Here is a 15,889-nt window from a genome sequence, read left to right as displayed (position 1 = left end):
GGGCGACAACGTGTCGATCACGGTGAAACTGATCAACCCGATCGCGATGGAAGAAGGTCTGCGCTTCGCAATTCGCGAGGGTGGCCGTACGGTCGGCGCTGGTGTCGTCGCCAAGATCATCGAGTAACGCCAGAGAGTTCTCGATAATCGGTTGTATCGGGGTTGGCGGTGTCGTCAACCCCAAATGGTTTAGGGGTATAGCTCAACTGGCAGAGCGTCGGTCTCCAAAACCGAAGGTTGGGGGTTCGATTCCCTCTGCCCCTGCCAACTATCGCGCCGTAGTGGCGCTTGTTAAGGTGTTATGGCGAATCCTTCCGTCGAAACTGTAAATACATCCGGCGACAAGTTGATGTTGATCGCAGGTGTGTTGCTGGTCTTGGCCGGGTTCGTGGGGTTCTTCTGGCTTAATGGCCAGGAATGGTACATCCGCGGAGCCGCCTTGGCTGTTGGTGCGATCGCGGGTGTCGCAGTCGGTCTTCTCTCGGCGCCTGGCAAGGGTTTCATCGCTTTCGCCAATGACTCATACAAAGAGGTCCGCAAGGTAGTTTGGCCGAGTCGCAAAGAGGCGACCCAAACAACACTCGTGGTCTTCGGCTTCGTAGTCGTGATGGCTATCTTCCTCTGGGTTTGTGATAAATCCATTGAGTGGGCGATTTTCTCGGCGATTCTGGGTTGGAAATGATATGAGTGATACTCCGGCATCCCCGAGCGGCAAACGTTGGTACGTAGTGCACGCATATTCCGGTATGGAGAAGAGCGTGCAACGAGCGCTTCAGGAGCGCATCGAGCGGGCTGGTATGCAGGAACAGTTCGGCCAGATCCTCGTTCCAACGGAAGAGGTTGTTGAGGTAAAGGGCGGTCACAAATCAGTAACCGAACGTCGTTTCTTCCCGGGCTATGTTTTAGTCGAAATGGAAATGACAGACGAAACGTGGCACCTCGTGAAAAATACGGCGAAGGTGACCGGCTTCGTTGGCGGGGCGCGTAATCGGCCGAGCCCGATCTCCCCTCGGGAAGTTGAAAAGATCATGTCGCAGATGCAGGAGGGCGTGGAGAAGCCGCGTCCGAAGACCCTGTTTGAGGTAGGCGAGATGGTGCGCGTGAAAGAAGGCCCGTTCACAGATTTCAACGGCAGCGTCGAAGAAGTGAACTACGAAAAGTCGCGAGTCCGTGTTTCCGTTACAATCTTCGGCCGCGCAACGCCGGTCGAGTTGGAATTCGGCCAAGTCGAAAAGTTGTAGTCTAGATTTTACGGAACGCACCGCTAGGTGCGTTCCGTATTTCGCGCTTACGGTCCGCGTAATGGCCGTTGAGGAGCGTAACTAGTCAGTTTGTCGGCGAACACGCGCTACTACTCACTGAGCGTCCGCCCGTAAGGCGGCGTTCCACAGAGGTTCTCGAAATGGCAAAGAAAATTATCGGCTTTATCAAGCTGCAGATTCCTGCAGGTAAAGCCAACCCGTCGCCGCCGGTTGGTCCGGCACTGGGTCAGCGCGGCCTGAACATCATGGAGTTCTGCAAGGCGTTCAACGCGCAGACTCAAGCGATGGAACCGGGTCTGCCGATTCCTGTCGTGATCACGGCATTCGCGGACAAGAGCTTCACGTTCGTTCTGAAGACGCCGCCGGCTACGGTTCTGATCAAGAAGGCAGCGAAGCTCGACAAGGGTTCGAGCAAGCCGCATACCGACAAGGTCGGCAAGATCACCCGCGCTCAAGCTGAAGATATCGCCAAGACCAAGATGCCCGATCTGACGGCTGCTGATCTGGACGCAGCGGTTCGTACGATCGCTGGTAGCGCCCGCTCGATGGGCATCACCGTGGAGGGCGTGTAAATGGCTAAGCTTTCGAAGCGTCTGCAAGCATTTGCAGCCAAAGTGGATCGTCAGAAGCTGTACCGGATCGAAGACGCTCTGTCGCTCGTGAAGGAATGCGCAAGCGCGAAGTTCGACGAGTCGATCGACGTCGCCGTGCAACTCGGCATTGACGCAAAGAAGTCGGATCAAGTGGTTCGCGGCTCGGTCGTGCTGCCCGCTGGTACCGGTAAGTCGGTCCGCGTCGCTGTGTTCGCGCAGGGCGAAAAGGCTGAGCAGGCTCGTGCCGCTGGTGCTGACGTCGTCGGTATGGAAGACCTGGCCGAACAGGTCAAGGCCGGGAACCTGAACTTCGACATCGTGATCGCTTCGCCGGACACGATGCGTATCGTCGGTACGCTCGGGCAGATTCTCGGCCCGCGTGGCCTGATGCCGAACCCGAAGGTTGGCACGGTCACGCCGGACGTCGCGACCGCGGTCAAGAACGCCAAGGCTGGTCAGGTGCAATTCCGTGTCGACAAGGCCGGCATTATCCACGCAACGATCGGCCGCGCTTCGTTTGAACCGGCAGCACTGCGCAACAACCTGAATGCGCTGATCGAAGCGCTGCAGAAGGCGAAGCCGGCAACGAGCAAGGGCGTGTATCTGCGCAAGGTCGCTCTGTCGAGCACGATGGGTGTTGGTGTTCGTGTCGACCAGACGTCGATCGCTGCCCAGTAATGAATTTCGCCGCTCCGGCGCGAGTTGGGGCGGCTTTTAAGGGCTTTGGGCGGTTGCGAGGTGGCAGTCTGCATCGCGCGGCCGGTTGTCAAAGACCGTTGGTGGGCACGCAGCAAGTAGGCGGGTCCTTAATGTAAAGCCAACGCAGATGGCGAACCCGAAAAGGTTTTGTAGTGATGAAGCCGTTGGATGTCTGTAGCGATACGGATTTTTGACGGTCGAAATACTCCTGACTGGTCGGACGCCGTGATTGAATGCGGTACACAAGGCGCACGCTGCGTGTATCGAATCTGGAGGTTAACCGTGCCACTAAACAAAGAAAGCAAGCAGGCCGTCGTCGCTGAGGTTGCCGCGCAAGTCGCGAAAGCTCAGACCGTGGTTCTGGCTGAGTATCGTGGAATCGCGGTTGGCGATCTGACCAAGCTGCGCGCGAAAGCGCGTGAGCAACAGGTTTACCTTCGCGTGTTGAAGAACACGCTGGCGCGTCGCGCCGTCGAGGGTACCCCGTTTGCTCCGCTGGCAGAGCAGATGACTGGCCCCCTGATCTACGGCATCTCGGAAGATGCGATTGCTGCTGCTAAGGTCGTCAATGACTTCAGCAAGAGCAATGACAAGTTGGTCATCAAGGCTGGTTCCTACGAAGGCAAGGTGATGGACAAGGCTGGCGTGCAAGCGCTGGCAAGCATCCCGAGCCGCGAAGAACTGCTCTCCAAGCTGTTGTACGTTATGCAGGCACCTGTTTCTGGCTTCGCGCGCGCTCTGGCCGCGCTGGCAGAAAAGAAGCAAGGCGAAGAAGCCGCTGCGTAATGCACTTCAGTCGAGCGTGATTGATCGCTGGCTGTATCCGAATTCAATTTAGGAGTATTTCAAATGGCAATCGCAAAAGAAGACATCCTCGAAGCCGTAGGCTCGATGTCGGTTCTGGAACTGAACGAGCTGGTCAAGGCGTTCGAAGAAAAGTTTGGCGTCTCGGCAGCTGCTGTTGCAGTGGCTGGCCCGGCAGGTGCAGCCGGCGGCGCTGCTGCTGCTGAAGAGCAGACCGAATTCACGGTCATCTTGGCAGAAACCGGTGCAAACAAGGTTTCGGTCATTAAGGCTGTTCGCGAATTGACGGGTCTCGGCCTGAAGGAAGCGAAGGATCTGGTCGACGGTGCACCGAAGCCCGTTAAGGAAGCGGTGCCCAAGGCTGCTGCTGAAGAAGCCAAGAAGAAGCTGGAAGAAGCCGGCGCGAAGGTTGAAATCAAGTAAGCTTCAACGCGCTGTGCGAAGGCTGGCGGTTTTTCACCGCCGGCCTTTTTGTGCTTTGTGGAGGACGCGTTTTTGCGGGCGTATGCCGGCAGGAATGTGATTCCGAGAAGCCAAAGAAAAACGCCCACGGTAATTTTGACCGGCATTTTTCTTTGTCTTCTGAAGCGACTGCAGAAGGCAAGTTTGGTCGGGTAGCGGGCAACACAGGCATCCGCTGCCGTCAGCCAGCGGTTGGTAGCGGCCAACCACCAAGCTTCTAGGCTCGTTCAAGCCATCGGACGGCCATCGGGTCTCAGTCGGTGAACACTCGGGTTGTCTCATCAAGGTATCCTGCCTCGACAACTATGCCCGCCGTGATTCGGAGATCGTATGCAATATTCCTTCACCGAGAAGAAGCGTATTCGCAAGAGTTTTGCGAAGCGCCCCATCGTTCACCAAGTACCTTTCCTGCTGGCTACCCAGCTTGAATCATTCAGCACGTTTCTGCAAGCAGATACGTCATCTACGCAACGCAAGCCGGAAGGCTTGCAGGCCGCGTTTACTTCCGTTTTTCCGATCGTTTCGCACAACGGCTTCGCGCGTCTTGAGTTCGTCAGCTACATGCTGTCGCCGCCGGCATTCAACATCAAGGAATGCCAGCAGCGCGGTCTGACGTACTGCTCGGCGCTGCGCGCCAAGGTGCGTCTGGTGCTGCTCGACAAAGAATCACCGAGCAAGCCGGTCGTCAAAGAAGTGAAGGAACAGGAAGTGTACATGGGCGAAATCCCGCTCATGACGCCGACCGGTTCGTTCGTCATCAACGGCACCGAACGTGTGATCGTTTCGCAGCTGCACCGTTCGCCGGGTGTTTTCTTCGAACACGACAAGGGCAAGACGCACAGCTCGGGCAAGCTGCTGTTTTCGGCACGTATCATTCCCTACCGTGGCTCGTGGCTCGACTTCGAATTCGACCCGAAGGACGTGCTGTACTTCCGCGTCGACCGTCGTCGTAAGATGCCGGTTACGATCCTGCTAAAGGCAATCGGCCTGACGCCGGAACAGATCCTCGCAAACTTCTTCGTGTTCGACAATTTCACGCTGATGCCGGAAGGCGCGCAGATGGAATTCGTGCCGGAGCGTTTGCGCGGTGAAGTCGCGCGCTTCGATATCACGGACCGCGATGGCAACGTGATCGTCCAGAAGGACAAGCGGATCAACGCCAAGCACATTCGCGACCTCGATAACGCGAAGACCAAGTTCATCTCGGTGCCGGAAGATTATCTGCTCGGCCGTGTGCTCGCGAAGAACGTGATCGACGGCGATACGGGTGAAGTCATCGCGAACGCCAACGACGAAATTACCGAATCCGTGCTCGAGAAGCTGCGCGAAGCGAAGATCAAGGACATCCAGACGCTCTACACGAACGATCTGGACCAGGGTCCGTACATCTCGTCGACGCTGCGTATCGACGAAACGGCCGATAAGATGGCCGCACGTATCGCGATCTACCGCATGATGCGTCCGGGCGAGCCGCCGACCGAAGAAGCGGTCGAGGCACTGTTCAACCGTCTGTTCTACAGCGAAGAAGCGTACGACCTGTCGAAGGTGGGTCGTATGAAGTTCAACCGGCGCGTCGGCCGTGATGAAATCGTCGGTCCGATGACGCTGCAGGACGACGACATTCTCGCGACGATCAAGATCCTCGTCGAGCTGCGCAACGGCAAGGGCGAAGTGGACGACATCGACCACCTCGGCAACCGTCGTGTGCGCTGCGTCGGCGAACTCGCTGAGAACCAGTTCCGCGCGGGCCTCGTGCGTGTCGAACGTGCTGTGAAGGAACGCCTCGGCCAGGCCGAAAGCGAAAACTTGATGCCGCACGACCTGATCAACTCGAAGCCGATCTCGTCGGCGATTCGCGAGTTCTTCGGGTCGTCGCAACTGTCGCAGTTCATGGACCAGACCAATCCGCTGTCGGAAATCACGCACAAGCGTCGTGTTTCTGCACTAGGCCCGGGCGGTCTGACTCGTGAGCGCGCAGGCTTCGAAGTCCGCGACGTGCACCCAACTCACTACGGCCGTGTGTGCCCGATTGAAACGCCGGAAGGTCCGAACATCGGTCTGATCAACTCGCTCGCTCTGTACGCGCACCTGAACGAATACGGCTTCCTCGAAACGCCGTATCGCAAGGTGGCGGACGGCAAGGTGACCGACCAGATTGACTATCTGTCGGCGATCGAAGAAGGCCGTTACGTGATCGCTCAGGCGAACGCGGCGGTGGCTGACGACCGCACGCTGACCGATGAACTCGTGTCGTCGCGTGAAGCGGGCGAAACGCTGATGGTCACGCCGGACCGCATTCAGTACATGGACGTGGCGCCGTCGCAGATCGTGTCGGTCGCAGCTTCGCTGATTCCGTTCCTCGAGCACGACGACGCGAACCGCGCATTGATGGGCTCGAACATGCAGCGTCAGGCCGTCCCGTGTCTGCGTCCGGAAAAGCCGGTCGTCGGTACGGGCATCGAACGCACCGTGGCGGTCGACTCGGGCACGACGGTTCAGGCACTGCGTGGCGGTGTGGTCGATTACGTCGACGCGGGCCGTATCGTGATTCGCGTGAACGACGACGAAGCGGTCGCGGGTGAAGTCGGCGTCGACATCTACAATCTGATCAAGTACACGCGTTCGAACCAGAACACGAACATCAACCAGCGTCCGATCGTGAAGATGGGCGACAAGGTTGCGCGCGGCGACGTGCTGGCTGACGGCGCATCGACCGATCTGGGCGAGCTCGCGCTCGGCCAGAACATGCTGATCGCGTTCATGCCATGGAACGGCTACAACTTCGAAGACTCCATCCTGATTTCGGAGAAGGTCGTTGCGGACGACCGTTACACGTCGATTCACATCGAAGAACTGAACGTCGTTGCACGCGACACGAAGCTCGGACCGGAAGAAATCACGCGCGACATCTCGAATCTCGCCGAAGTGCAGCTTGGCCGTCTCGACGAGTCGGGCATCGTGTACATCGGCGCGGAAGTCGAAGCGGGCGACGTGCTGGTCGGCAAGGTCACGCCGAAGGGCGAAACGCAGCTGACGCCGGAAGAAAAGCTGCTGCGCGCGATCTTCGGTGAGAAGGCGTCGGACGTGAAAGACACGTCGCTGCGCGTGCCGTCGGGCATGAGCGGCACCGTGATCGACGTGCAGGTATTCACGCGTGAAGGCATCCAGCGCGACAAGCGCGCGCAACAGATCATCGACGATGAACTGAAGCGCTATCGTCTCGACCTGAACGACCAGCTGCGTATCGTGGAAGGTGATGCGTTCCAGCGTCTCGCGCGCATGCTCGAAGGCAAGGTCGCGAATGGCGGTCCGAAGAAGCTCGCGAAGGGCACGAAGATCGAGCGCGCTTACCTCGAAGATCTGGACCACTATCACTGGTTCGACATCCGCCTCGCGGATGAAGAAGCAGCGGCCCAGCTCGAAGCGATCAAGAACTCGATCGAAGAGAAGCGTCACCAGTTCGACCTCGCGTTCGAAGAGAAGCGCAAGAAGCTCACGCAAGGCGACGAACTGCCGCCGGGCGTGCTGAAGATGGTCAAGGTGTATCTGGCGGTGAAGCGCCGTCTGCAGCCTGGCGACAAGATGGCAGGCCGTCACGGTAACAAGGGTGTCGTGTCGAAGATCGTGCCGATCGAAGACATGCCCTACATGGCCGACGGCCGTCCGGCTGACGTCGTTCTGAACCCGCTCGGCGTGCCGTCGCGGATGAACGTGGGTCAGGTTCTCGAAGTGCATCTGGGTTGGGCCGCGAAGGGTCTCGGCTGGCGTATCGGCGAAATGCTGCAGCGTCAGGCGAAGATCGCTGAACTGCGCGAATTCCTGATCAAGATCTACAACGAATCGGGCCGCGCCGAAGAGCTGGACAGCTTCAGCGACGACGAAATCCTCGAACTGGCGAAGAACCTGCGCGAAGGCGTGCCGTTCGCAACGCCGGTGTTCGACGGTGCGACGGAAGAAGAAATGTCCCGCGCGCTCGATCTGGCGTTCCCGGACGACATCGCTGAAAACCTCGGCATGACGCCGTCGAAGAACCAGGTGCGTCTGTTCGACGGTCGCACGGGCGAGATGTTCGAACGTACGGTGACGGTCGGCTACATGCACTACCTGAAGCTGCACCACCTGGTCGACGACAAGATGCACGCGCGTTCCACGGGCCCGTACTCGCTCGTCACGCAGCAGCCGTTGGGCGGTAAGGCGCAGTTCGGTGGCCAGCGTTTCGGTGAAATGGAAGTGTGGGCGCTCGAAGCGTACGGCGCATCGTACGTGCTGCAGGAAATGCTGACGGTGAAGTCGGACGACGTGACGGGCCGGACCAAGGTTTACGAGAACCTGGTCAAGGGCGATCACGTGATCGATGCCGGCATGCCTGAGTCGTTCAACGTGTTGGTGAAGGAAATCCGGTCGCTGGGTATCGACATCGACCTGGACCGGAACTAATCGGACTACTGGAGAGAAGCGATGAAAGCTTTGCTCGATCTATTCAAGCAAGTCCAACAACCTGAAGTTTTCGACGCGATCAAGATCGGTCTGGCCTCGCCGGACAAGATCCGTTCGTGGTCGTTCGGTGAAGTCAAGAAGCCGGAAACCATCAACTACCGCACGTTCAAGCCGGAGCGCGATGGTCTGTTCTGCGCGAAGATTTTCGGTCCGATCAAGGACTACGAATGCCTTTGCGGCAAGTACAAGCGCCTGAAGCACCGCGGCGTGATCTGCGAGAAGTGCGGCGTCGAAGTGACGCTCGCGAAGGTGCGTCGTGAGCGAATGGGCCACATTGAGCTGGCCTCGCCGGTCGCGCACATCTGGTTCCTGAAGTCGCTGCCGTCGCGTCTGGGCATGGTGCTCGACATGACGCTGCGCGACATCGAGCGCGTGCTGTACTTCGAAGCATACGTGGTGATCGATCCGGGCATGACGCCGCTCAAAGCGCGGCAGATCATGACCGAAGAGGATTACTACAACAAGGTCGAGGAATACGGCGACGAATTCCGTGCCGAGATGGGCGCGGAAGGTATTCGCGAACTGCTGCGCGCGATCAACATCGACGAGCAGGTCGAGCTGCTGCGCACGGAGCTCAAGAACACCGGCTCGGAAGCGAAGATCAAGAAGTACGCGAAGCGCCTGAAAGTGCTCGAGGCGTTCCAGCGTTCGGGCATCAAGCCGGACTGGATGGTCCTCGAAGTGCTGCCGGTGCTGCCGCCGGAACTGCGTCCGCTCGTCCCGCTCGACGGCGGCCGTTTCGCGACGTCGGACCTGAACGACCTGTATCGCCGCGTGATCAACCGTAACAACCGGTTGAAGCGTTTGCTCGAGCTGAAGGCGCCTGAAATCATCGTCCGCAACGAAAAGCGGATGCTGCAGGAAGCCGTCGACTCGCTGCTCGACAACGGCCGTCGCGGCAAGGCGATGACCGGTGCGAACAAGCGTCCACTGAAGTCGCTCGCGGACATGATCAAGGGTAAGGGCGGTCGCTTCCGTCAGAACCTGCTCGGTAAGCGTGTCGACTACTCGGGCCGTTCGGTGATCGTGGTCGGCCCGACGCTGAAGCTGCATCAGTGCGGTCTGCCGAAGCTGATGGCGCTCGAACTGTTCAAGCCGTTCATCTTCAACAAGCTCGAAGTGATGGGTGTCGCTACCACCATCAAGGCTGCGAAGAAGGAGGTCGAGAACCAGACACCGGTGGTGTGGGACATCCTCGAAGAGGTGATCCGCGAACATCCGGTCATGCTGAACCGTGCGCCGACGCTGCACCGTCTCGGCATCCAGGCTTTCGAGCCGGTGCTGATCGAAGGTAAGGCAATCCAGCTGCACCCGCTCGTTTGCGCGGCGTTCAACGCCGACTTCGACGGTGACCAGATGGCCGTTCACGTGCCGCTGTCGCTCGAAGCGCAGATGGAAGCGCGCACACTGATGCTCGCGTCGAACAACGTACTGTTCCCGGCTAACGGCGATCCGTCGATCGTGCCGTCGCAGGATATCGTGCTCGGCCTGTACTACGCGACGCGTGAAGCGGTGAACGGCAAGGGCGAAGGCCTGACGTTCACGGGCGTGTCGGAAGTGCTGCGCGCGTACGAGAACAAGGAAGTCGAACTGGCCTCGCGCGTCAACGTGCGGATCACCGAAATGGTCCACAACGAAGACAAGTCGGAAGGCGGGCCGGCGTTCGTACCGAAGATCACGCTGTATGCGACCACGGTTGGCCGCTCGATCCTGTCGGAAATCCTGCCGCCGGGTCTGCCGTTCTCGGTGCTGAACAAGCCGCTGAAGAAGAAGGAAATCTCGCGTCTGATCAACACCGCGTTCCGCAAGTGCGGTCTGCGTGAGACGGTGATTTTCGCCGACCAACTGATGCAGTCGGGCTTCCGTCTGGCAACGCGTGCTGGTATTTCGATTTGCGTCGACGACATGCTCGTACCGCCGCAGAAGGAAACCATCGTTGGCGACGCCGCGAAGAAGGTGAAGGAATACGACCGTCAGTACATGTCGGGTCTCGTCACTGCGCAGGAGCGCTACAACAACGTGGTCGACATCTGGTCGGCGACGTCGGAAGCGGTCGGCAAGGCAATGATGGAGCAGCTGTCGACGGAACCGGTCACGGACCGCGACGGCAACCAGACGCGTCAGGAGTCGTTCAACTCCATCTACATGATGGCGGACTCAGGCGCTCGTGGTTCCGCGGTTCAGATCCGTCAGCTGGCCGGTATGCGCGGTCTGATGGCGAAGCCGGACGGCTCGATCATCGAGACGCCGATTACGGCGAACTTCCGCGAAGGTCTGAACGTGTTGCAGTACTTCATCTCGACCCACGGTGCACGTAAGGGTCTGGCTGATACGGCACTGAAGACCGCGAACTCGGGTTACCTGACGCGTCGTCTCGTCGACGTGACGCAGGATCTGGTCGTCGTCGAGGAGGATTGCGGCACGTCGAACGGCGTGGCGATGAAGGCGCTCGTGGAAGGCGGTGAAGTGGTCGAAGCGCTGCGTGACCGTATCCTGGGTCGCGTGGCCGTGGCTGACATCGTCAACCCGGAATCGCAGGAAACGCTGTTCGAAGCGGGCACACTGCTCGACGAAGACGCGGTCGAAGACATCGAACGCCTCGGCATCGACGAAGTGCGCGTGCGCACGCCGCTGACCTGCGAAACGCGCTACGGTCTGTGCGCGGCCTGCTACGGTCGCGACCTCGGCCGCGGCTCGCTGGTGAACGTCGGCGAAGCGGTCGGCGTGATCGCGGCGCAGTCAATCGGTGAACCGGGCACGCAGCTCACGATGCGTACGTTCCACATCGGTGGCGCGGCGTCGCGTGCGGCGGTGGCATCGTCGGTCGAAGCGAAGTCGAACGGTACGGTGCGTTTCACGTCGACGATGCGTTACGTCACGAATGCGAAGGGCGAGCAGATCGTCATCTCGCGTTCGGGTGAAGCGATGATCACCGACGATCACGGCCGCGAGCGCGAGCGTCACAAGGTGCCGTACGGCGCCACGCTGCTGCAGCTCGACGGTGCGCAGATCAAGGCTGGCACGCAACTGGCCACGTGGGATCCGATGACGCGTCCGATCATCACCGAGTATGGTGGTACGGTGAAGTTCGAGAACGTCGAGGAAGGCGTGACGGTCGCGAAACAGATCGACGACGTGACGGGTCTGTCCACGCTCGTCGTGATCGACGTGAAGCGTCGTGGTTCGCAGGCGTCGAAGACGGTGCGTCCGCAGGTCAAGCTGCTCGATGCGAACGGCGAGGAAGTGAAGATCCCGAACACCGAGCACTCGGTGCAGATCGGCTTCCAGGTCGGCGCGCTGATCACCGTGAAGGACGGTCAGCAGGTGCAGGTCGGCGAAGTGCTCGCACGTATCCCGACCGAATCGCAGAAGACGCGTGACATTACCGGTGGTCTGCCGCGTGTGGCGGAACTGTTCGAAGCACGTTCGCCGAAGGACGCGGGTATCCTGGCGGAAGTCACGGGTACGACGTCGTTCGGTAAGGACACGAAGGGCAAGCAGCGTCTCGTTATCACGGACCTCGAGGGCAACCAGCACGAGTTCCTGATCGCGAAGGAAAAGCAGGTTCTGGTGCACGATGGTCAGGTCGTCAACAAGGGCGAAATGATCGTCGACGGACCGGCGGATCCGCACGACATCCTGCGTCTGCAGGGCGTCGAGGCGCTGTCGCGCTACATCGTGGACGAAGTGCAGGACGTGTACCGTCTGCAAGGCGTGAAGATCAACGACAAGCACATCGAAGTGATCGTGCGTCAGATGTTGCGCCGCGTGCAGATTTCGGACAACGGCGACACGCGTTTCATCCCGGGCGAACAGGTCGAGCGGTCGGACATGCTCGACGAGAACGACCGTATGATCGCGGAAGACAAGCGTCCGGCAACGTACGAAAACGTGCTGCTCGGTATCACGAAGGCGTCGCTGTCGACCGATTCGTTCATCTCCGCGGCGTCGTTCCAGGAAACGACCCGCGTGCTGACCGAAGCGGCGATCATGGGCAAGCGCGACGACCTGCGTGGCCTGAAGGAAAACGTGATCGTCGGCCGCCTGATTCCGGCCGGTACGGGTCTCGCGTTCCACAAGGCGCGCAAGAGCAAGGAACTGGCCGACCGCGAGCGTTTCGATCAGATCGCAGCGGAAGAGTCGTTCGAATTCGGTACGCCGGAAACGCCGGCTGCCGAACAGCAACACTCGGGCGAGTAAGTGCTGGCGGCGCAAGCCGCCATGCCTCACGAGCCACGAAGGCCGCTCAGTTTCGACTGAGCGGTTTTTTTTTGCTCTTTTTGCGCGTGCATGGGTGCCACGTGCCGGAGCAGTCCTAGGCCCGATGGCTAACGTTGTCGCAAAGCGCGGGCGCGGCACGAATGGGTTGGTAAAATTCGTCTCACCGCCTGCGTGCCGTTCCTTTCGCCGTCTCTCTCAAATACATGTCCCGACCGCTCGAAATCCTCAATGAAGTCTTTGGTTATCCCGCGTTCAGAGGGCAGCAGGGCGAAATTGTCGAGCACGTCGCCGACGGTGGCGATTGCCTTGTGCTGATGCCGACGGGCGGCGGCAAATCGCTGTGCTATCAGATCCCGTCGCTGGTGCGGCGCGAATGCGGCTTTGGCGCCGGCATCGTGGTGTCGCCACTGATCGCGCTGATGCAGGATCAGGTGGCCGCGCTGACCGAAGTCGGCGTGCGGGCCGCGTACCTGAACTCAACGTTGTCGAGCGCGGAGGCGGTGGCCACCGAGCGGGCGCTCCGCGACGGCGACATCGATCTGCTCTACGTCGCACCGGAGCGGCTGATGACGCCGCGCTTCCAGGAACTGCTCGAACGCACGCGCATCGGTCTTTTCGCGATCGACGAAGCGCACTGCGTGTCGCAATGGGGACACGATTTCCGGCCCGAATATATTCAGCTGTCGGTGCTGCACGAGCGCTTTCCGAATGTCCCGCGCATCGCGCTGACGGCGACCGCCGACGCGATCACGCGCGACGAAATCATCCACCGTCTCGCGCTCGAAGATGCGCGCGTGTTCGTGTCGAGTTTCGATCGGCCGAACATCCGCTATCGCATCGCCGAAAAAGACAACGCGCGCACGCAACTGCTCGACTTCATCCGCGCCGAGCATACGAAAGCCGACGGTACGACCGACGCGGGCGTCGTTTATTGCCTGTCGCGCCGCAAGGTCGAGGAAACCGCGGAGTGGCTGAAGGAAAAGGGCATGCGCGCGCTGCCATACCACGCCGGCATGGAGTTCGAGGTGCGCCAGAAACATCAGGAGATGTTCCAGCGCGAGGAAGGCATCGTGATGTGCGCGACGATTGCGTTCGGCATGGGCATCGACAAACCCGACGTGCGGTTCGTCGCGCATCTGGATTTGCCCAAGAGCGTGGAAGGGTACTACCAGGAGACCGGCCGCGCGGGCCGCGACGGACTGCCGTCGAACGCGTGGATGGCCTACGGGCTCGGCGACGTCGTGCAGCAGCGCAAGATGATCGACGAATCCGAAGCAGACGACGCGCACAAGCGGGTCCAGACCGGCAAGCTCGACGCGCTGCTCGGTTTGTGCGAAACGGCGACTTGCCGGCGGGTGCGCCTGCTCGCGTACTTCGGCGAAACGAGCCAGCCGTGCGGCAACTGCGACAACTGCCTCGAGCCGCCGCCGACCTGGGATGCAACGCGCGAGGCTCAGATGGCGCTGTCGTGCGTGTTTCGCGCGCAGCGTGCGAGCGGCTTTCATTTCGGAGCCGGACACCTGATAGATATTTTGCGTGGCAACCGCAGCGAAAAAATCCTGCAGCGTGGCCACGAGAAGCTGACCACGTTCGGTATCGGCGCGGCGCTCGGTGAGCCGGAGTGGCGTGCGATCTTTCGCCAACTCGTCGCGTTCGGTTACCTGACGGTCCACCACGAGGGCTTCGGTTCGCTCGTGCTGACGGAGGCGAGCAAGCCGGTGCTCAAGGGCGAGCAGAAGGTGACGATGCGTCGCTACGTCAAGCCGACACGCACGCGTCAATCGTCGGGTCGTACGAGCGAGCGCGCCGATCCGACCATTGGCATGGGCCCTCGCGAGCGGGCCCGCTGGGAGCGTCTACGCATGTGGCGCACAGAAACCGCGAAGAGCGACGGAGTGCCGGCTTATGTGATTTTCCATGACGCGACGCTCGCGGAAATCGCCCGTCTCGGCCCCGATTCGATCGACGATCTGCGCGGGATTCCGGGCATGGGGGCGCGTAAACTGGACCGTTTCGGCTACGAATTGCTGCACGTCGTAGCGGCAGACTGACGTCGTCTGGCTGTTTAGCCGGATTGACAGGGGCGAAACACCGCAACCTGTTGACTCCCTTAGTATTTTCGGAATATTATGTTAGGTTCCGGTTCTTGGAATGCTACGCGCAACTTCAGTTCGTGCGTGAGCGGGCCAGCCGGAAGTTCGATGCGCGGGCGTTTCCGCTTTGCCCGGAAACCGATGCGTCGATTTTGTTCAATTTCAGGAATAATCAATGCCAACCATCAATCAACTGGTTCGCAAAGGCCGCACGTCGGAAACGACGAAGAGCAAGAGCCCGGCTTTGCAGGACTGCCCCCAGCGTCGCGGCGTGTGCACCCGTGTGTACACCACGACGCCGAAGAAGCCGAACTCGGCACTCCGTAAGGTCGCCAAGGTTCGTCTGACGAACGGCTTCGAAGTCATTTCGTACATTGGTGGCGAAGGCCACAACCTGCAGGAACACTCGGTCGTGCTGATTCGCGGCGGCCGTGTGAAGGACTTGCCGGGTGTGCGTTACCACATGGTTCGCGGCTCGCTGGATACCCAGGGCGTCAAGGATCGTAAGCAGGCTCGCTCGAAGTACGGTGCAAAGCGTGCCAAGGCTGGCAAGTAATTAGCCGGTCGATCGTAGTTTCAGGTCGCCTGCAAAGGCGGTAATAGCGATGGTGCCGGAATCGCCGGTGCTATCGAGTAAGTGGTCACCCGACCAGGCTGGTTAGTCTTACGGATGAATCGGGTTAGTTGGTGGCCGCGGGGCTGTAAGCAGCTCCAACTGAAAAGTAAAGGAAGAAACATGCCGCGTCGTCGCGAAGTCCCTAAGCGGGAAGTGTTGCCGGATCCGAAGTTTGGCAACGTTGATGTAGCAAAATTCATGAACGTGCTGATGCTCTCCGGCAAGAAGTCGGTTGCCGAGCGTATCGTGTACGGCGCTTTCGAACAGATCCAGACCAAGGGTGGCAAGGACCCGCTGGAAGTGTTCACGGTGGCGCTCAACAACGTCAAGCCGGTGGTAGAAGTGAAGAGCCGCCGCGTTGGTGGTGCGAACTATCAGGTTCCGGTCGAAGTGCGCCCGTCGCGTCGTATGGCATTGGCGATGCGTTGGCTGCGTGAAGCCGCGAAGAAGCGCAGCGAGAAGTCGATGGCCCTGCGTCTGGCAGGTGAGCTCTCCGAAGCGGCCGAAGGCCGTGGCGGCGCGATGAAGAAGCGCGACGAAGTTCACCGGATGGCAGAAGCCAACAAGGCGTTCTCGCACTTCCGTTTCTAAGCTTCCCCACCCCGGGTTTAGCGGAAAACGGAAAGAAATTCCGGGCGGGTG

The 15,889-nt window shown here is 60.0% G+C and carries 11 protein-coding genes, 1 tRNA gene and 1 pseudogene; all 13 read left to right on the top strand.

Annotated features, from left to right (window positions below):
- Nucleotides 1–127 (top strand): annotated as a pseudogene (gene tuf, locus F6X40_RS18935) (elongation factor Tu); the annotation flags it as partial.
- Between the two features lie 64 nt (nucleotides 128–191).
- Nucleotides 192–267, top strand: a tRNA-Trp gene (locus tag F6X40_RS18930).
- Between the two features lie 34 nt (nucleotides 268–301).
- Nucleotides 302–682 (top strand): preprotein translocase subunit SecE, encoded by a 381-nt coding sequence (secE, locus tag F6X40_RS18925; RefSeq protein WP_184040841.1) that lies wholly within the window; start codon nucleotides 302–304, stop codon nucleotides 680–682.
- Nucleotide 683: 1 nt separating this feature from the next.
- Complete coding sequence (gene nusG, locus F6X40_RS18920; protein ID WP_013090767.1) at nucleotides 684–1,241, top strand: transcription termination/antitermination protein NusG; 558 nt, start codon at nucleotides 684–686, stop codon at nucleotides 1,239–1,241.
- Between the two features lie 161 nt (nucleotides 1,242–1,402).
- The gene (rplK, locus tag F6X40_RS18915; RefSeq protein WP_008922976.1) at nucleotides 1,403–1,834 is read left to right on the top strand and encodes a 50S ribosomal protein L11; all 432 of its coding nucleotides are present in this window, start codon (nucleotides 1,403–1,405) and stop codon (nucleotides 1,832–1,834) included.
- The gene (rplA, locus tag F6X40_RS18910; RefSeq protein ID WP_184070695.1) at nucleotides 1,835–2,533 is read left to right on the top strand and encodes a 50S ribosomal protein L1; all 699 of its coding nucleotides are present in this window, start codon (nucleotides 1,835–1,837) and stop codon (nucleotides 2,531–2,533) included.
- Between the two features lie 303 nt (nucleotides 2,534–2,836).
- Entirely contained in the window at nucleotides 2,837–3,340 is a 504-nt protein-coding gene (gene rplJ / locus F6X40_RS18905; protein WP_062129470.1) for a 50S ribosomal protein L10, read from the top strand.
- A 63-nt stretch (nucleotides 3,341–3,403) separates the two neighbouring features.
- A complete protein-coding gene (gene rplL / locus F6X40_RS18900) occupies nucleotides 3,404–3,781 on the top strand; it encodes a 50S ribosomal protein L7/L12 (RefSeq protein WP_018420143.1) in 378 nt (125 codons plus the stop codon).
- Nucleotides 3,782–4,150: 369 nt separating this feature from the next.
- A complete protein-coding gene (gene rpoB / locus F6X40_RS18895; protein ID WP_184040838.1) occupies nucleotides 4,151–8,257 on the top strand; it encodes a DNA-directed RNA polymerase subunit beta in 4,107 nt (1,368 codons plus the stop codon).
- A 21-nt stretch (nucleotides 8,258–8,278) separates the two neighbouring features.
- Nucleotides 8,279–12,517: a DNA-directed RNA polymerase subunit beta' gene (gene rpoC / locus F6X40_RS18890; RefSeq protein ID WP_184070693.1), complete on the top strand. Its 4,239-nt coding sequence runs from the start codon at nucleotides 8,279–8,281 to the stop codon at nucleotides 12,515–12,517.
- Nucleotides 12,518–12,741: 224 nt separating this feature from the next.
- Complete coding sequence (gene recQ / locus F6X40_RS18885; protein ID WP_187628829.1) at nucleotides 12,742–14,589, top strand: DNA helicase RecQ; 1,848 nt, start codon at nucleotides 12,742–12,744, stop codon at nucleotides 14,587–14,589.
- Nucleotides 14,590–14,806: 217 nt separating this feature from the next.
- Nucleotides 14,807–15,187, top strand: a complete 381-nt coding sequence (gene rpsL, locus F6X40_RS18880) for a 30S ribosomal protein S12 (RefSeq protein WP_006053290.1) — start codon at nucleotides 14,807–14,809, stop codon at nucleotides 15,185–15,187.
- Between the two features lie 180 nt (nucleotides 15,188–15,367).
- The gene (gene rpsG / locus F6X40_RS18875) at nucleotides 15,368–15,838 is read left to right on the top strand and encodes a 30S ribosomal protein S7 (RefSeq protein WP_006053291.1); all 471 of its coding nucleotides are present in this window, start codon (nucleotides 15,368–15,370) and stop codon (nucleotides 15,836–15,838) included.
- Nucleotides 15,839–15,889 lie beyond the last annotated feature (51 nt).

The sequence above is a fragment of the Paraburkholderia sp. UCT31 genome (assembly GCF_014397655.1).
GTDB classification, from domain to species: domain Bacteria; phylum Pseudomonadota; class Gammaproteobacteria; order Burkholderiales; family Burkholderiaceae; genus Paraburkholderia; species Paraburkholderia tuberum.
Note: the sequence above shows the minus strand (reverse complement) of the source record. Positions and strands in the feature narration are given on the sequence as shown.